21 protein-coding genes are annotated in these 16,173 nt (G+C 73.8%); 8 read left to right on the forward strand and 13 right to left on the reverse strand.

Annotated features, from left to right (window positions below; genetic code table 11):
• The 4 genes from ACSBPG_RS23485 to ACSBPG_RS23500 form a co-directional block, all read left to right on the forward strand.
• The coding region (locus tag ACSBPG_RS23485) for a calcium-binding protein (RefSeq protein WP_435539655.1) at window positions 1-461 on the forward strand (461 nt) is incomplete at its 5' end.
• Between the two features lie 166 nt (window positions 462-627).
• On the forward strand, window positions 628-1,020 hold the full coding sequence (locus tag ACSBPG_RS23490) for a VOC family protein (protein ID WP_435539656.1): 393 nt from the start codon (window positions 628-630) through the stop codon (window positions 1,018-1,020).
• A gap of 63 nt (window positions 1,021-1,083) precedes the next feature.
• The gene (locus tag ACSBPG_RS23495) at window positions 1,084-1,518 is read left to right on the forward strand and encodes an SRPBCC family protein (RefSeq protein WP_435539657.1); all 435 of its coding nucleotides are present in this window, start codon (window positions 1,084-1,086) and stop codon (window positions 1,516-1,518) included.
• 87 nt (window positions 1,519-1,605) lie between these two features.
• Entirely contained in the window at window positions 1,606-2,889 is a 1,284-nt protein-coding gene (locus ACSBPG_RS23500) for an amidohydrolase family protein (protein WP_435539658.1), read from the forward strand.
• Between the two features lie 348 nt (window positions 2,890-3,237).
• Here the strand turns inward: ACSBPG_RS23500 and ACSBPG_RS23505 are convergent, their stop codons facing one another.
• Together ACSBPG_RS23505 and ACSBPG_RS23510 are read right to left on the reverse strand one after the other, a co-directional pair.
• Window positions 3,238-3,567: a putative quinol monooxygenase gene (locus ACSBPG_RS23505; protein WP_435539659.1), complete on the reverse strand. Its 330-nt coding sequence runs from the start codon at window positions 3,565-3,567 to the stop codon at window positions 3,238-3,240.
• Window positions 3,568-3,611: 44 nt separating this feature from the next.
• Window positions 3,612-4,013, reverse strand: a complete 402-nt coding sequence (locus ACSBPG_RS23510) for a hypothetical protein (RefSeq protein ID WP_435539660.1) — start codon at window positions 4,011-4,013, stop codon at window positions 3,612-3,614.
• Between the two features lie 117 nt (window positions 4,014-4,130).
• On the opposite strand from ACSBPG_RS23510, the gene ACSBPG_RS23515 reads away from it, so the two are divergent.
• Window positions 4,131-4,922: a helix-turn-helix domain-containing protein gene (locus tag ACSBPG_RS23515; protein ID WP_435539661.1), complete on the forward strand. Its 792-nt coding sequence runs from the start codon at window positions 4,131-4,133 to the stop codon at window positions 4,920-4,922.
• A 103-nt stretch (window positions 4,923-5,025) separates the two neighbouring features.
• Here ACSBPG_RS23515 and ACSBPG_RS23520 read toward each other — a convergent pair whose 3' ends face one another.
• On the reverse strand, window positions 5,026-5,931 hold the full coding sequence (locus ACSBPG_RS23520) for a LysR substrate-binding domain-containing protein (RefSeq protein WP_435539662.1): 906 nt from the start codon (window positions 5,929-5,931) through the stop codon (window positions 5,026-5,028).
• A 120-nt stretch (window positions 5,932-6,051) separates the two neighbouring features.
• Between ACSBPG_RS23520 and ACSBPG_RS23525 the strand changes: the two genes are divergently transcribed.
• The 3 genes from ACSBPG_RS23525 (at window position 6,052) to ACSBPG_RS23535 (ending at window position 8,252) form a co-directional block, all read left to right on the forward strand.
• The gene (locus ACSBPG_RS23525) at window positions 6,052-7,086 is read left to right on the forward strand and encodes an aldo/keto reductase (RefSeq protein WP_435539663.1); all 1,035 of its coding nucleotides are present in this window, start codon (window positions 6,052-6,054) and stop codon (window positions 7,084-7,086) included.
• 121 nt (window positions 7,087-7,207) lie between these two features.
• Window positions 7,208-7,813, forward strand: coding sequence for a PadR family transcriptional regulator (locus ACSBPG_RS23530; protein WP_435539664.1), 606 nt, complete (start codon window positions 7,208-7,210; stop codon window positions 7,811-7,813).
• On the forward strand, window positions 7,806-8,252 hold the full coding sequence (locus tag ACSBPG_RS23535; RefSeq protein WP_435539665.1) for a Fur family transcriptional regulator: 447 nt from the start codon (window positions 7,806-7,808) through the stop codon (window positions 8,250-8,252). The genes ACSBPG_RS23530 and ACSBPG_RS23535 overlap by 8 nt, the downstream gene beginning before the upstream one ends.
• On the opposite strand, the gene ACSBPG_RS23540 is transcribed toward ACSBPG_RS23535, so the two are convergent.
• From ACSBPG_RS23540 to ACSBPG_RS23585, 10 genes are all read right to left on the reverse strand, one after another.
• Window positions 8,234-9,136: a protein-L-isoaspartate O-methyltransferase family protein gene (locus ACSBPG_RS23540; RefSeq protein ID WP_435539666.1), complete on the reverse strand. Its 903-nt coding sequence runs from the start codon at window positions 9,134-9,136 to the stop codon at window positions 8,234-8,236. The genes ACSBPG_RS23535 and ACSBPG_RS23540 overlap by 19 nt on opposite strands.
• Before the next feature lie 52 nt (window positions 9,137-9,188).
• On the reverse strand, window positions 9,189-9,374 hold the full coding sequence (locus ACSBPG_RS23545; protein ID WP_435539667.1) for a 4-oxalocrotonate tautomerase: 186 nt from the start codon (window positions 9,372-9,374) through the stop codon (window positions 9,189-9,191).
• 29 nt (window positions 9,375-9,403) lie between these two features.
• Window positions 9,404-10,168: a class II aldolase/adducin family protein gene (locus ACSBPG_RS23550; RefSeq protein WP_435539668.1), complete on the reverse strand. Its 765-nt coding sequence runs from the start codon at window positions 10,166-10,168 to the stop codon at window positions 9,404-9,406.
• A 116-nt stretch (window positions 10,169-10,284) separates the two neighbouring features.
• Complete coding sequence (locus tag ACSBPG_RS23555; RefSeq protein WP_435539669.1) at window positions 10,285-11,289, reverse strand: amidoligase family protein; 1,005 nt, start codon at window positions 11,287-11,289, stop codon at window positions 10,285-10,287.
• A 65-nt stretch (window positions 11,290-11,354) separates the two neighbouring features.
• Complete coding sequence (locus ACSBPG_RS23560) at window positions 11,355-12,026, reverse strand: flavin reductase family protein (RefSeq protein ID WP_435539670.1); 672 nt, start codon at window positions 12,024-12,026, stop codon at window positions 11,355-11,357.
• A gap of 1 nt (window position 12,027) precedes the next feature.
• On the reverse strand, window positions 12,028-12,789 hold the full coding sequence (locus ACSBPG_RS23565; RefSeq protein WP_435539671.1) for a GntR family transcriptional regulator: 762 nt from the start codon (window positions 12,787-12,789) through the stop codon (window positions 12,028-12,030).
• A gap of 2 nt (window positions 12,790-12,791) precedes the next feature.
• Window positions 12,792-13,286 carry a nucleoside deaminase gene (locus tag ACSBPG_RS23570; protein WP_435539672.1) on the reverse strand — a complete coding sequence of 165 codons (495 nt, stop codon included), beginning with the start codon at window positions 13,284-13,286 and terminating at the stop codon, window positions 12,792-12,794.
• A 28-nt stretch (window positions 13,287-13,314) separates the two neighbouring features.
• Window positions 13,315-14,409, reverse strand: coding sequence for an ABC transporter ATP-binding protein (locus ACSBPG_RS23575; RefSeq protein WP_435539673.1), 1,095 nt, complete (start codon window positions 14,407-14,409; stop codon window positions 13,315-13,317).
• A 16-nt stretch (window positions 14,410-14,425) separates the two neighbouring features.
• Window positions 14,426-15,238: an ABC transporter permease gene (locus ACSBPG_RS23580; RefSeq protein WP_435539674.1), complete on the reverse strand. Its 813-nt coding sequence runs from the start codon at window positions 15,236-15,238 to the stop codon at window positions 14,426-14,428.
• Window positions 15,238-16,140 carry an ABC transporter permease gene (locus ACSBPG_RS23585; protein WP_435539675.1) on the reverse strand — a complete coding sequence of 301 codons (903 nt, stop codon included), beginning with the start codon at window positions 16,138-16,140 and terminating at the stop codon, window positions 15,238-15,240. Before ACSBPG_RS23585 ends, ACSBPG_RS23580 begins: the two co-directional genes overlap by 1 nt.
• Between the last annotated feature and the right edge of the window lie 33 nt (window positions 16,141-16,173).

Consider the following 16,173-nt stretch of genomic DNA (forward strand, 5'->3'; position numbering starts at 1 on the left):
ACGTGCTGTACGGCAACAAGGCGGCGGACACGCTGTTCGGCGGGCAGGCGGACGACACGCTGTTCGGCGGCCAGGACGGCGACCTCCTCTATGGCGGCCGGGGCGACGACGTGCTGGACGGCAACCAGGGGGCCGACACCCTCTGGGGCGGCGCCGGCGCCGACCTGTTCGTCGTCCGCCATCCCGGCGAGGGCGGCGACACCGTCGCCGACTTCGAGAGCGGGGCCGACCGCGTCGCGGTCGTCGGGCCCAACTTCGGCCTCGTCGGGACGGGCACGCTGTCGGCCGGCCACTTCGCGCTCGGCGCGCCGGGCGACGCCGACGACTGGTTCGTCTTCGACACCGCCACCGGGGTGCTCTCCTTCGACGCCGACGGCAGCGGCGCCGGCACCGCGGTCACCGTCGCCACGCTGAACGTCAGGTCCCTGTCGGCCTCCGACATCGCCGTGCTGGCGGGGTAGACGGCAAGGCCGGGCCCCGGTCGCCCTGTCGGTCGGCGTCTCCGCGGCCCCGTCCACCGTGGGCGCTTGACCAACGCATATCTCGTCGGTTATGAGTAACGCATAGCCGACGAGTTATCTGTCGTTGGCGCCGCCCGTGCAGCGAACGCAGCCGAAGGATCCGCAGATGAAGATCAAGCTTGCGACCGTTTATGTGGACGACCAGGAAAGGGCCTTGCGCTTCTACACGGAAGGGTTGGGCTTCCTGAAGAAGGCTGACGTCACCAACGGCCCCTTCCGCTGGCTGACCGTGGTGTCCCCGGAGGAGCCGGACGGCACGGAACTGCAACTGGCGATGAACGACACCCCGGCGGCCGAGGCGTACCAGCGGGCGTTGTTCCAGCAGGACCGGCCGGCCGTGAATTTGTTCACGGACGACGTCGAGGGCGATCACGAACGTATCTCCGCACGCGGCTTCGCCTTCACCATGCCGCCGACCGACGTGCCCGGCTCGACCATCGCCCGGCTGAACGACACCTGCGGAAATCTCGTCCAGATCACCCAGCTTGCGCGCCGGTAGAACGGCACGACGGACCGGTCACCCTTGCAGGCCGCTCGACGACCCACCGACACGGACGTCCCGATGAACGACTCAGCAGCCGAGGCCCGGTCCGTGGTGGTCGAGCGGGATCTGCCCCATCCGCCGGCGCGGGTGTGGCGGGCCATCACGCAGCCGCACCTGATCGAGGAGTGGTTGATGGCGAACGACTTCGAGCCCGTCGTCGGCCATCGCTTCCAGCTGCGCACGGAATGGGGCGTGATCGACTGCCGCGTGCTCGAGGTCGAGGAGAACCGGACGCTCTCCTACACCTGGGCCGCCCGGGGCCTCGACAGCGTCGTCACCTGGACCCTCACCCCGACGTCGACGGGGACCCGCGTGCGCATGGAGCAGTCGGGCTTCCCGCCGGATCATCCTCAGTATCACCAGGGCGCCCGGGCCGGGTGGCCCAAATTCCTGGCGTCCCTCGAGCAGGCGTTGGCGCGGATGGAACAGGGCGGCCGGTCCCGAAACGGCTGAGGCGCCGGCGGCCGGCGCGTTTGTCACCGGCGGACGTCGTGCGGTAGCATCCCTTCCCCGCCCCCGTCACGCCAAGGGAATCCGCCGATGTTCGATCTGGTCCTGCGCCGCGCCACCCTGCCCGACGGGCGCACCGGCGTCGACATCGGTGTGCGCGCCGGCCGCATCGCCGCCGTCGAGGCGAACCTGCCCGGCGACGCCGGGACCGAGATCGACGCCACCGGCCGTCTGGTGACGCCGCCCTTCGTCGACGCCCATTTCCACATGGACTCGACGCTCAGCTACGGGCTGCCGCGGGTCAACCGGTCGGGCACGCTGCTGGAGGGCATCGCCCTGTGGGGCGAGCTGAAGCCCCAGCTCACCCAGGACGCCATCGTCGAGCGGGCGCTGGCCTACTGCGACTGGGCGGTGGCGCGCGGCCTGCTGGCGATCCGCAGCCACGTCGACGTGTGCGACCCGCGCCTCTTGGCGGTGGAGGCGCTGCTCGACGTCAGGCGGCGGGTCGCCCCCTATCTCGACCTGCAGCTCGTCGCCTTCCCGCAGGACGGGGTGCTGCGCGCGCCCGGCGCCGTCGACCTGCTGAAGCGGGCGCTCGACATGGGGGTCGACGTGGTCGGCGGCATCCCGCACTTCGAGCGCACCATGGCCGACGGGGCCGCCTCGGTGCGGCTCTTGTGCGAGATCGCCGCCGAGCGCGGGCTGCTGGTCGACATGCACTGCGACGAGAGCGACGACCCGCTGTCGCGCCACGTCGAGACCCTGGCGTACGAGACCCAGCGCCTCGGCCTGCACGGGCGGGTGACCGGCTCGCACCTCACCTCCATGCATTCCATGGACAACTACTACGTCTCCAAGCTGATCCCGCTGATGGCCGAGGCGCGCCTCGGCGTGGTCGCCAACCCGCTGATCAACATCACCCTCCAGGGCCGCCACGACACCTACCCCAAGCGCCGCGGCATGACCCGCGTGCCCGAGCTGATGGCCGCCGGGCTGACGGTGGCGTTCGGCCACGACTGCGTCATGGACCCCTGGTACCCGCTGGGCTCGGCCGACCTCCTGGAGGCGGCGCACATGGGCCTGCACGTCGGCCAGATGACCGGCCACGACGCCATGAAGGCCTGCTTCACCGCGGTGACCGCGAATCCGGCGAGGCTGCTGCACCTCGACGGCTACGGCCTGGAGCCCGGCTGCCACGCCGACCTCGTGATGCTGCAGGCGGCCGACCCGGTGGAGGCCCTGCGCACCCGCGCCGCCCGGCTCTACGTGCTGCGGCGCGGCGCCGTGGTGTCGCGCTGCGCCCCCGTCGAGGCGCACCTGTCCCTGCCCGGACGGCCGGAGCGGGTGGACTTCAGTCTGCCGCCGCGGCGGTGAGGCTCGGCGCCGGGTGATACCGTCGAGCGGAATGGCTGACACACCTGCTGCCTCCACCCTCCCCATGGCTCCGCCGCGGGTCGCCTCCCTCCCCTGCGAAGCGGGGGAGGGGCGGGGTGGGGGCACTCGTGGTCAGGGGTTCGGCTCGGGGTATGACATAAAGAGGACATTCCGCCCCGGCGCGGAACCGGGTCCGACGGCGGGCCGTTGTCCGGCTGTCTGGAAGCAGCGGGCACACTCGGCAGAGCGGGTCCGGGGCGGCTTCACTGGCTTGGCATTCCACACTCGCGGCCGCCCCACCGGCGGCCGCTTTTTCTTGCCCCACCCGGCCGTCCGCCCACCGCTGCGTCACCGTCCGACGTCACGGCCGTCGCCGCGCAGCGGGTGCCAGACCTGCACCGCCCGGGGCTCGCGCAGGAGCTCCGGCAGGCGCGCCTCGTAGGCGGCCCGGTAGGGACGCGCCATCTGCACCTCGACCACCTCCGTCAGGTCGGTCCAGGTCTCGTACAGCATGAAGCGGCCGGGGTCGGCGGGATCGCGGTGGAGCACCGCGTTGACGAAGCCCGTCTCGTGGCGCATGGCGTCGAGCAGCGGGTGGAGAAGGCCGAGGAAGGCCTCCTCGCAGCCGGGGCGGACGGTCAGGGAGACGACGAACACGACGGGACCGGTGGCGGGCATGGCTGGGCTCCGTTGGCGGGTGGGGACGGCGGTCAGGGCGGCGGTCAGGCGGCGGGCACCGCCGTCCGGCGGACGCACAGCCACTCGGCCTCGGCGAAGGCCAGGACGAGCACCGCCTGGGCCAGCACGAAGGCGGTCCCCAGCCCCGTCGGCTGCACCCAGCCGGACAGCAGCAACGCCACGCTGTCGGCCGCCCACAGGGCGTTGAGGGCGATCACCGCTCCCACCGCCGGCCGCGGCATCGCCGGCCGGGTGGCGAGGAGCAGCACGGCGGCGGCGCAGGCCAGCAGGACGGCGCCGGCCCCGCCCAGCAGGGCTACCGGCAGGCCCAGCGGGCCGGACAGACCGCCGGCGCCGGCCAGCAGCACCGTGCCGGCCACCGCGCAGGTGGCGGCATCGGCCAGCAGGACGCGGCGCAGCCGGGAGGGGGAAAAGCGGATCGTCATCGCACGCTCCATCGTTCATGGGGAACCAACGGTGCGCAGCATGGCCGCGGCGCGGCGGGGACGCGATTACGTCGGGGGTAATGGAGCGGCGGCGGCCGGCGGGCTATCCTCGGCGCCATGACGATCCTCGACGACGGCCGCACGGTGGGGGAGCTCCTGCGCACCTGGCGCCAGCGGCGGCGGCTCAGCCAGCTCGACCTGGCCTGCGACGCCAACATCTCCACCCGCCATCTCAGCTTCCTGGAGACCGGACGCTCGCGGCCCAGCCGCGACATGGTCCTGCATCTGGCGGAGCACCTGGAGCTGCCCTTGCGCGAACGCAACGCGCTGCTGGTGGCGGCCGGCTTCGCGCCGGTGTTCGCCGAGCGCCCGCTCGCCGACCCGGCGCTGGCGGCGGCGCGGCGCGCCGTCGACCTGGTGCTGGCCGGCCACGAGCCCTACCCGGCCCTGGCGGTGGACCGGCACTGGCACCTCGTCGCCGCCAACCGGGCGACCGGGCGGCTGATGGCGGGCCTGGCACCGGCGCTGCTGGAGGCGCCGGTCAACGTGCTGCGCCTCAGCCTCCACCCCGACGGGCTGGCGCCGCGCATCGCCAACCTGTCGGAATGGCGCGCCCATCTGCTGGCCCGCCTGGCCTCGCAGCACGCCGCCACCGCCGACCCGGCGCTGGCCGCCCTGCTCGACGAGCTGAATGCCTACCCGGTCCCGGCGACGGAGCGGCCGCACGGCGACTACGGCGGCATCGTCGTGCCCTTCCGCCTGGTCGCCGACGGGCGCGTGCTGTCCTTCTTCAGCACCACCACCGTGTTCGGCACGCCCCTCGACGTGACCCTGGCCGAGCTGGCGATCGAGGCCTTCTTCCCCGCCGATCCCGAAACGGCGGAGGCGATGGCGGCGGCGGCGCGGTGAGCGCCGCTCGGAGCAAGATCGCTTTTGGCCGATCCGGCCAAAAGCGTGAATCTTGCTCCAAACATTTGAATTGAGAGCGGGATCACTCCAGGTGATTCCGCTCTCAGGTCACCCGCCCCCGCTCGGCCAGGAAGTCGAGCAGCGCGCGGACGCGCGACGGCAGCGGCCCGCCCTGGCCGACGAAGACGGCGTGGAAGTCCTCGCGGTCGCCGGGATTGAGGTGCTCCAGCACCGGCACCAGCCGCCCCGCCGCCAGGTCGGCGCGCACCGTGAACGCCGCCATGCGGGCCAGCCCGGCGCCGCCCAGCGCCAGGTGGCGCAGGGCCTCGCCGTCGCTCGCCTGGACCGGCCCGGCGACGGGAACGGTGACGACGGCCCCGCCGTCGCGCAGCGGCCAGCCCTCCACCGCCCGCGCGTAGCCGAGCCCGAGGCGGTGGTGCCGCTCCAGGTCGGCACGGCTCTCCGGCTCGCCGAAACGGGCGAGGTAGGCGGGGGCGGCGACGATCACCATGGGCGTCGCGCCGAGCTTGCGGGCGATCAGGCTGGAGCTCTTCAAGGGTCCGGCCCGCACCGCCACGTCGGCGCGCTCGGCCAGCAGGTCGACCACGGCGTCGGTCTGCACCAGGTCGACGGTGACGCCGGGATGGCGGGACAGGAACTCGGGCAGCGCCGGCGCCAGGACGTGGGCGGCATAGGAGGCGCTGGTGTTGAGCCGGACCCGGCCGACGGCCGCCTCGCCGGTGGCGGCGCCGCGCTCGGCGTCCTCCAGGTCGGCAAGGATGCGCGTCGCCCGCTCGTAGAAGGCGCAGCCCTCGGGGGTCATCCGCAGCGCCCGGGTCGAGCGGTTGAGCAGGCGCGCGCCGAGACGGCTCTCCAGCCGGGCGATCAGCTTGCTCACCGCCGACGGGGTCATGCGGCAGGCGCGGGCGGCCGGCGAGAAGCCGCCGCGCTCGACGACCCGCACGAACACCTCCATCTCCGCGAACCGGTTGACCTCGCGGCCCGCCATCCTTGACCTCAGCTCACAGATGATGGTCGTTCCCGCAGTCTATCTCATCACCGGCCGGCCTCCTACTGTCCCCCCGACGCGCCGCCTCGGGCGGCGCCACGGACACGGGGAGAAACCGTCATGGACCACCGTCAACTCGGCGCCTCCGGGCTCAAAGTGCCGGTCCTGAGCTTTGGCACCGGCACCTTCGGCGGCTCCGGCCCGCTGTTCGGCGCCTGGGGGGCCACCGACGCCAAGGAGGCGCGCCGCCTCGTCGACATCTGCCTCGACGCCGGCGTCACCCTGTTCGACACCGCCGACGTCTACTCCGACGGCGCGTCGGAGGAGGTGCTGGGCCAGGCCATCCGCGGCCGGCGCGGCGACGTCCTGATCTCGACCAAGACCGGCCTGCCCATGGGCGACGGGCCGAACGACGCCGGCACGTCGCGCCGCCGCCTCGTCGGCGCCGTGGAGGACGCGCTGCGCCGGCTCGACACCGATCACATCGACCTGCTGCAACTCCACGCCTTCGACGCCGCCACGCCGGTGGAGGAGGTCCTGTCGACCCTGGACACGCTGGTGCGCGCCGGCAAGCTGCGCTACGTCGGCGTCTCCAACTTCTCCGGCTGGCAGATCATGAAGTCGCTGGCGGTGGCTGAGCGGCACGGCTGGCCGCGCTACGTCGCCCACCAGGTCTATTATTCGCTGGTCGGGCGCGACTACGAGTGGGACCTCATGCCGCTCAGCCGCGACCAGGGGCTCGGCGCCCTGGTGTGGAGCCCGCTGGGTTGGGGCCGCCTCACCGGCCGCGTCCGGCGCGGCCAGCCCCTGCCCGCCGGCAGCCGCCTGCACGCGACGGCCGGCTTCGGCCCGCCGGTCGAGGAGGAGCGCCTGTTCCGGGTGACCGACGCGCTCGACACGGTGGCCGCGGAGACCGGCCGCAGCGTGCCGCAGGTCGCCATCAACTGGCTGCTCGGGCGCCCGACGGTCGCCTCGGTCATCCTCGGCGCCCGCGACGAGGCGCAGTTGCGCCAGAACCTGGGCGCCGTCGGCTGGACCCTGACGGCCGAGCAGAGCGCCCGGCTCGACGAGGCCAGCGCCGTCACCGCGCCCTATCCGCACTTCCCCTACCGCCGCCAGGAGGGCTTCGCCCGGCTCGACCCGCCGATGGCGTAGCCTCCCAGCGCCCCTGTCATCGCCGCCCCCGTCGCCGCCGCGAAGTCCGGCGGTGCGATTCCCGTTGCCGTGCACTGCAAAACGATATATCGTTTGATCCACTCTTACATAGGAGACGATCATGCGCATCCATATGGGACACTGGGACTTCTGGCATCATGCGGCGCACGCCGGGCGCGGCGGCGGCGGGCGCGGCCACCGGCCCGGCGGCCGCGGCGGTTTCGGCCAGGGCGGGCCGGAGGGATTCGGGCGCGGCGGGCGGGTCTTCGGACCGGGCGACCTGCGCCTGGTGCTGCTGGCGCTGATCGCCGAGCAGCCGCGCCACGGCTACGAGCTGATCAAGGAGATCGAGCAGCGCTTCGGCGGCGCCTACGCGCCCAGCCCGGGGTCGGTCTATCCCACGCTCACCCTGCTGGAGGAGCTGGGCTACGTGCGGGCGACGGTCAGCGAAGGCGCCAAGCGCCTGTTCGAGATCACCGAGGAGGGCGGCGCCTACCTCGCGGAGAACCGGCCCACCGTCGACGGCGTGATGGCCCGCATGGAGCTGGCGGCCCGCGCCATGACCGGCGACGCCGCGCCCGACGTCATCCGCGAGGCGATGCACACGCTGCGCGCCGCCCTGCACTTCCACCGCGCCGGCTGGAGCGACGCCGAGACGGAGCGGGTGCGGACGATCCTGGAGCGGGCGACCCGGGCCATCACCGGCGGGGAGCGGGCGGATGAGTAGCCCCCGCCCGGCGCCGCCCGCCGACCCGGCCGGCGGTGTCCTGGGGCTGCGGCCGAGCCGGGCCCGCCGCGCCATCGGCGAGGCGCTGCGGCGGGCCGGCGCCCCGTGCGACGCGGCGACGCTGCTGTCCCACGCCCGGGCGGTGGCGCCCCGCACCAGCCTGGCGTCGGTCTACCGGACGCTGAAGCGCCTGGAGGACAGCGGCGCCGTGATCCGCCACGACATCGGCTGCGGCCGCTCGCTCTGGGCGCTCGCGGCGGACGACCGGCCGCTGCATCTGGTCGACGCCGGAACCGGGCGCATCCTCGACGCCGATCTGCCCGGCCTGCAGCGCCTGCGCCGTGCCGCGGCGGCGGCCCTCGGCTACGGGCCCGCCGACGCGCGGATCGACGTCGTGGTCCGCGCGACGCCGCCGCGGCCTCACGCCGGTTCGTCGTAACCGAGGCTCCAGTCCGAGCCGACGAACCAGCAGCGGCCGGGGAGCGCGGGCTGCCGCCAGCGCAGGCTGCGGACGAACTCGACACCGCCCGCCTCGAACGCGGCCCGCAACGCCCGGGCGTCCTCCGGGCGGTCGGCCAGGGCGCCTTCGGCGCACACGAAACAGGCGGGCCCGAGCCAGCGGACGGCGAAGCCGTCCGGCCGCCGCTCGACCCGCAGGCCGGCCCCATGCAGGGCGTAGCGGCCGCCCGACGGGTCGGGCCGGGGCGACGGCACGCCCAGGGGAAAGACGAGGCGTCCGCCGGGCGCCAGGGCCGCCAGCCAGGCGTCCGCCGGACGCGACACGTGGGCGCTGACGTAGACGACGTCGGCCGCGTCCTGCGGCCAGAGCGCGCCGTCTCCGTGGACGACGGTGACGTTGCCGTAGGGCGCCAGCGCGTCCCGCGCCCGTGCGGCCAGCGCCGCGTCGACCTCGACGGCGAGGACGCGGCCGGAGTCGCCGACCAGCCGGCCCAGCAGGGCGCTGTAGTAGCCGGTGCCGGCGCCGATGTGCACGACCCGGTCGCCCGGGCGGGGGCCGGCGGCGTGCAGCCACGCCGCGTGCAGGGACGGCGAGCCGTTGTTGACCCCGCGCCCGGGGTCGAGCGCCACGTTGACGTCCTGGTAGAGCAGGACGGGATCCGCGCCCGCCAACACGCCGTGGACGCCGGACGCGGCGAAAACGCGCCACGGCGGCGGTCCCAGGAAGCGCTCGCGCGGCACGGCCGCGAAGGCGTCCTCCAGGGCGCTGCCCGGTCCGAGGCCGGCGCCGGCGGTCATCTGCCGGGCGTAGGCGCGGCGGACCACCGCCAGCGCCGCCGCGTCGAACGGGACGGCGTCGCTCATCGGCTCCTCCCGCATCGCCGGGCCCGGCCGCCCGCGCCGGCGGCGGCCGGGTCTACTCGTCGGAACACAGCTTGCCGCCCGACGCCCAGTCGCTCTTCTTCACGTCGTGGAAGATGATGTCGACGGCGTCGGCCGAGCAGCCCAGGACCTGCACCGTGGTGTCGGTCAGGGCCTTGGCGTAGGCCCGCTTCTGTTCGACCGTGCGGCCTTCGAAGAGCTGGATGTTGATGGTCGGCATGGGCTCGTCCTTTCGTCGGGATCTTCGGTTCACAAGGCGTAGTCGGGGCACAGCCGGTCGAGCCGCCGCAGCAGCGCCGGCCATTCGTCGGCGCCCTCCGGCTCGGGGTCGGCGGTCAGCTGGCGGTAGGTCGTCTCGCACACCTGCGGGTCGGGCATCACCAGCGGGACGCCGGCCGCCTGGGCGGCGAGCTGCATGCGGCACGCCTTGTCCAGCGTGTCCATCAGCACGAAGGCCTCCGCCACCGTGCGCCCGGCCACCAGGCTGCCATGGTTGTGCAGCAGCAGGGCGCGCCGCTCCCCCAGCGCGGCGATCAGCCGGCCGGTCTCCGCGACGTCCAGCGCCAGCCCCTCGTACCGGTGGTAGCCGAGGTCGCGGTAGAAGCGCAGGGCATGCTGCGACAGCGGCAGCAGCCCGCCCTCCAGCATCGACACGGCGACCGCCGCCTCGTTGTGCAGGTGCATGACGCAGCGCGCGTCGGGCCGCGCCCGGTGGACGGCGGCGTGGATGACGAAGCCCGTCACGTTCACCCGGTGCGGCGTGTCGCCGACGACGGTGCCGTCGCGGTCGATCTTCACCAGGTTCGACGCCGTCACCTCGTCGAAGGTCAGGCCGAACGGGTTGATGAGGAAACGGCCGGGCTCGCCCGGCACCGCCGCCGAGACGTGGGTGTAGATCAGGTCGCCCCAACCGCGGTCCTGCGCCAGCCGGTAGGCGGCGGCGAGGTCGACGCGCACCCGCCATTCGGCGGCGCTCACGGCATCGCGGCAGGACGTGGCGGCGGTGGTCGGCACGGCGACGGCACTCCGGCGGGTTGCGGCGGCGCGAGTGTGGCATTCCGGATACCGGGCGTCCACCCTCGATCCGCCCCGTCCCTGCAGGCCCGGGCACGCCGCCTGCCGCCCGACGCTCAGCCCGGCGGCGGCACCACGCCGGCACGCACGAGGGCGTCGGCCCACCCGTCGTCGCCGCCGCCGGCGGCGCGGCGCCGGCGGGCGAGCTCGGCGAGCCGGTCGCCGTCCGCCGCCAGCCGTTCCACCAGAACCCAGCGGTTCCAGTCCGCCGCCGGGCTCCAGCCGGGCTCGCCGACGCGGGCCAGCGGCAGGCGGTAGTGGAAGGCCGGCCGGGCGCTGATCTTCTCCCGCGGCAGCCGGGCCCGCACCCGCTCCGGCTCCAGGTGCAGCAGCAGCGGCAGCAGGTCCAGGCCACGGTCGCGGCTCGGGTTGGCGTCGAGATAGTCGTCGACGAAGGTGGCGGCGTCCGGCCGGTAGGCCGGGTCGAGGAGGCGGTCGACGTAGGCGGCGGGATGGCGCGCCGGCAGCGAGGCGCGGGCCCGCGTCGCACCGCCGAAGGCGTCCAGGGCGGCCCGGCGCAGCCAGGGCTCCAGCAGCACGAACGCCCGGAGATGGGCGGTCAGCGCCGCGGCCTCGCAGCTCGGGACGTCGACGTTGAAGTGGAGGCCGGGGACCTCGACCAGGGGCAATCGCGTCGTCCTGGCGCCGGCACCGGCCAGCACGGCGACGGCGCGTTCGAACTCGTGCAGCCGGTCCAGCGGCAAGGGCCGCGTGATCAGCTCCTGCGGCACGACGCGGCGGGCCAGGGTGCCGAGCAGGCCGGCCCCCCGCCGGCCGAGGCGCCAGCGCAGAGCGCCCGCGTGGCGCTGCGGGTGGGCGTGGCGCAGGTCGAGCTCGACGGCGAGGTCGCCCAGCGCGCTGTCCAGCACGGCGTAGGCGTGCGGATCCTCGCCCACCACCCGGCCGCCGAGCGCCGCCGCGAGGGCCTGCGCCGCCCGCGCCGTGGCGACGCCCATGAACTCCAGCTCAAGGCCGACCCGCCGCGGCGCGCCGTCGGCGGTGTGCAGTCGGGGCGGCGTCGCGTAGGGGTCGGGCAGAACGGCGGCGGGGCACGCGCTCACGACGTCGGCTCCTGCGTGGCGGAGCCCAACATCTTGGCGGTGCCCCCCGCCGCTTCAAGGAGACGTCACGCGGCGTCGGTCGCCGCCGCCGTCCAGTGCGTCAGGTCCGGGGTCCGCATCTCGAAGCGGTCGCGGGTCGTCGAGCAGACGTCGCCGCCGAGCCGCGCGATGGCGTCGAGGCCGGCGGGGTCGACCAGCAGGCGCTCGGGGTCGACGACGCCGGCGCGGTAATGGGCGTGCACGATCTCGCCGAGGATGATCTGCCGCGACCGGCCCAGCTCCAGGGTCATGGTCCGCCGGCATTCGAACGCCGCGGGCGCCTCGCGGATCCACGGCGACGCCACCGCCGTCCCCGGCACCGCCGTCAGCCCGGCCTGACGCAGCTCGTCGGTCCCCGGCGGGAACCCGACGGCGCAGACGTGCATCGCCTCGGCGATGGCCATGGAGACGATGTTGACGGTGAACACCTCGGTCAGCCGGATGTTGCGGGCGGTGTCCTTGAAGCTCATGTCGGGATGGTTTTCCACCCCGAGGGCGAGGATCGGCGGGTCCGCCGACAGGCAGTTGAAGAAGCTGAAGGGAGCGGCGTTGACGCGGCCGTCGGGATCGACGGTGGTCACCAGCGCGATCGGCCGCGGCACCACGGTGCCGATCATCAGCTTGTACCGCTCGCGCGCCGACAGGGCACGGAAATCGAAGTCGACCGTATCGGTCCGGTCGGTGGAGGCGTCGGCCATGTCAGAGACCCTTGATGCGGGAGGCGTAGGGCGCGAGGACGTCGCGGATGTCCCGGCTGACCCGGGCTTCCAGAAAGGCGCGGCTGGCCACGTGCTCGAGGTGGTGGTCCATCAGCCGGCCCGCCTCCACGGCGTCGCCGGCGATCAGCGCGGCGACGATCGCCGCGTGCTCGGAGACGCCGCACTCCGCCGAATGGGGGCGGCCGTACATGGCCAGCACCAGCGAGCAGCGGGACACCACCTCGGTGACGTAGCGGATCAGCAGGCCGTTGCCGGTGAGGCGGGCGAGCAGCAGATGGAACTCGCCGGCCAAGCGGATCGACTCCACCGCGTCGGCGCCGGCGACCGCCGTCTCGCGGGCGACGAAGTCCCGCAGTTCGCTCACCTCGTCCGGCCGCAGGCGGCCGGCCAGGGTCTCGGCGACGGTGCGCTCCAGACTGCGGCGCACGACGAAGGCGTCGCGCCCCTCCTCCAGGGAGGGATTCGCGACGAAGGCGCCGCGGTTCGGCTTCAGCTCCACCAGCCCCTCCACGGCGAGGCGGCCGAGCGCTTCGCGGGCGATGGTGCGGCTGGTGCCGAAGGTCTCGCCGATGGCATCCTCCGGCAGCCGCGCCCCCGGCACGAGGCGCTGCTCGATGATCGCCTGGCGCAGCGCCTCGTGCACGGCTTCCGTGCGCGACACCGGGGCGGGCGGCCCCTTCCCCTTGGCGGTGGGGTCGTTGACGGTCCGGCCGGTGCCGCCGGGGGTGGCCTTGCGCGTCATCGTCAGCCGGCCTTCCGCATCGCCGCCCAGTCCCGCAGCACCGCCACCGCGTCGGCGGCCAGCGCCTGCTCGGCCGGCAGGGTCCGCGCGTGCACCTCGGCCGCGCACTCCGCCCGCAGCCGGTCCGTGTCGATGGGATGGCGCTCGGCCGGGGTCAGGCCGGCGAAGGCGGCTCCGGCGTCGTCCATGGCGGCGGCGTAGTACAGCTTGGAAATGCCGGCGATTGCCATGGTTGCAACACACATCGCGCAGGGTTCGCACGAGGTGTAGAGCTCGCATCCCGCGAGGTCAACGGTGTCGAGCCGGCGGCAGGCGTCGCGGATCGCCTCGACCTCGCCGTGGGAGGTCGGGTCGCGGTGGGCGGCGGAATGGTTGAGACCTTCGCCGACGATCGCCCCGTCCTTGACGACGACGGCGCCGAACGGCTCGGTGCCGGGGACGGACAGGGCCTCGCGGGACAGGGCGATGGCGCGGTGCATGAATCGTTCTTCGTACATGGATGGGTCTCCCGATGGTGGTGGGGGATCAGGCCGCCTTGGGCAGCAGCCAGGCGTGCCGGGGGTCCCAGCTCAGCTCCACCGCGCGGCCGGGGTGGAGGTCGAGCTGCTCGATCTCGTGCTGTTGCTTCTGGACGCGGAACTCGCGCCCGTCGGCCGCCTCGACGAAGACGGTCTGGGTGGAGCCGACGAACTCGAGCCCCAGCACCGTCCCCGCCACGGTGGCGCGGCTGGCGTCGCCGGCGGTGCCGCCGGTCGATAGGGCGACGCGGTCGGCGGCGATGACGAAGGCGGCCGCGCCGCCGACCGCCAGCCCCACCGTGTCGGGCACGGTGAAGCGGCCGAGCCCGCAGGCGACGCGGGCGGTGCCGTCGCCCGCCGCCTCCACCGTGCCGCGGATCAGGTTGTTCATCCCCATGAACTCGGCGACGAACGGGTTCGCCGGGGCGCGGTAGACGTCCTGCGGCCGGCCGACCTGCTGGATGCGCCCGTCGCTCATGACGACGATGCGGTCGGCCAGCGCGAAGGCCTCGGACTGGGCGTGGGTGACGTAGACGAAGGTGATGCCGAGCTGCCTGTGCAGGCGCGACAGCTCGGTCTGCATGCGCACCCGGAGATGGGCGTCGAGCGCGCTCAGCGGCTCGTCGAGCAGCAGGATGGAGGGCTCGGTGACCAGGGCACGGGCGATGGCGACCCGTTGCCGCTGCCCGCCGGAGAGCTGCGACACCCGGCGGCCGGCCATGCCGGCGAGGCCGAGGCGGTCGAGCCACTCCAGCGCCCGCCGCGTCCGCTCCGCCGCCGCCACCTTCTTCATGCGCAAGGGGAAGGCGACGTTCTCCGCCACCGTCAGGAAGGGGAACAGGGCGAGGCTCTGCCACACCATCGGGGTGTCGCGCCGGGACGCCGGGATGCCCCGCATGCTCTGCCCGGCGATGCGGATGTCGCCGCCGGTCGGCTCGTCGAGGCCGGCGATGAGGCGCAAGGTCGTCGACTTGCCGCAGCCGGACGGCCCCATGATGGCGACGAACTCGCCCTCCTGGATCTCCAGGTCGATGCCGCGCACGGCGTGGTGTCCGGGAAAGCGCTTGTCGAGCGCGTCCAACGCGACGAAGGAACGGGACATGGAACGAGCCTCCGAATCAGGCCGAGGGGGACCGGCGCCCGGCGCGCACGCCGACGAAGCGCTGGGCGACCAGGACGAGGACCACGCTGATCGCCAGCACCGCGGTGCCGACGGCGTTGATCTTCGGGTTCACCTGCCCCTGCAGCAGGTTGAGGATGCGCACCGGCAGCGTCTCGTGGACACCGCCGACGAACCAGGCGACCATGAACTCGTCGAAGGAGACCGCCGCCGACAGGAAGAACGCGGCCACCAGCGCCGGCCGGCAGAAGGGGATCACGACGTGGAGCAGCGCCCCCAGGGGTGTCGCGCCGAGGTTCCAGGCGGCCGGCTCCAACTCGTCGCCCAGTTCGCCCAGGCGCAGCCGGACCAGCGCCATGGCGAAGGAGGTGGCGATGGCGACGTGGCAGGCGATCACCGCCCACAGCGTGCCGAACAGGCCGATGCGCGACAGGAAGGCCATCATCGCCATGCCGAGGATCGCCACCGGCACCGCCGGCGGAACGGCGACCATCAGCACGAACAGCCGCTTGCCCCGGAACCCGCAGCGGAAGTCGAGATAGGCCGCGGCGAAGCCCAGCACGGTGGCCAGGGCCGCCGTGGCGAGGCCGACGACGACGCTGTTGACGAAGGCGTCGCGGATCATCGGATCGGCGAGGACGGCGCGGTGCCACTCCAGGCTGAAGCCGCCCCAGGGGATGGTGGGAAAGCGGTTGGCGTCGAAGGAGAAGACGACAATCACCAGCATCGGCGCCGCGAGGAAGGCGAACAGCGCGGCGACGCCGAGATACTGGAGGGTGCGGGAGAGCCGCCGCGCCAGAGGAACGGACATCATGCCCTCCCGTTGCCGAGGCGCCGGCCGACGGCGAAGACCGCGGCGAGGATCGCCAGCATGGAAACGCCGACCACGGAGGCCCGCGGCCATTGGGCGCCCGACTTGACGGTGTCGACGACCAGGATGGACAGGGTCGGCGGCCGGCTGCCGGTCATGAACAGCGGGCTGACGTAGTCGCCGAAGGCGAGCAGGAAAGTGGTGGTGGCGGCGAGCGCCAGCGCCGGCCGGACCGCCGGGACCAGCACGTGGGCGATCACCCCGGCCGGACCGCAGCCGAGGTTCTCCGCCGCCTCGACCAGGCGGCGGTCGACGCCCGCCAGGGCGAACACCAGGATCAGCACCGCCACCGGCAGGGTCAGCGTCAGCAGGCCGATCTGCAGCGCGACGGCGCCGCCGAGCAGCGGCAGCGGCGCGATGCCGGCGGCGCCCAGCAGCGCGTTGACCACGCCGTCCGGGCTCAGCACGATCTGCCAGGCGTAGATGCGCAGGAGGTAGCTGGAGAAGACCGGAACGACGAGGAAGGCGACCGCCAGGTCGCGCAGCCGCGCCGGCAGGCGCAGGGCGATGGTGTAGGCGGCGGGAAAGGCGATCAGGAGGGCCAGCGCCGTGGTGGTGCAGGCCGTCGCGAGGGTGTGGCCGAGCGCGCGGTGGAAGACCGTCGAGGTCAGCATCCGCTCCCAGTTGTCGAGCACGAGGGCGGGCTGCAGGCGGAACGCCTTCACCTGCCACAGGGTGATCGCCAGCAGGAGCAGCAGGGGAGCCGCGAAGAACACCGCCTGCCAGACGAGCACCGGCAGGCCGAGCAGGGCCGGCAGCGGCACCGTCCGGCGGCGGCCGGCGGGCGGCGCCCGCAGACCCGGCGGCGCGGCGGAGGCGGATGGGATGGTGAGGTCGGACATGGTGCGGCGGCTCCCCCCGGGACGGACGCGATG

Origin of the sequence: Azospirillum sp. ST 5-10 (assembly GCF_051225715.1) — a bacterium.
Lineage (GTDB): Bacteria > Pseudomonadota > Alphaproteobacteria > Azospirillales > Azospirillaceae > Azospirillum.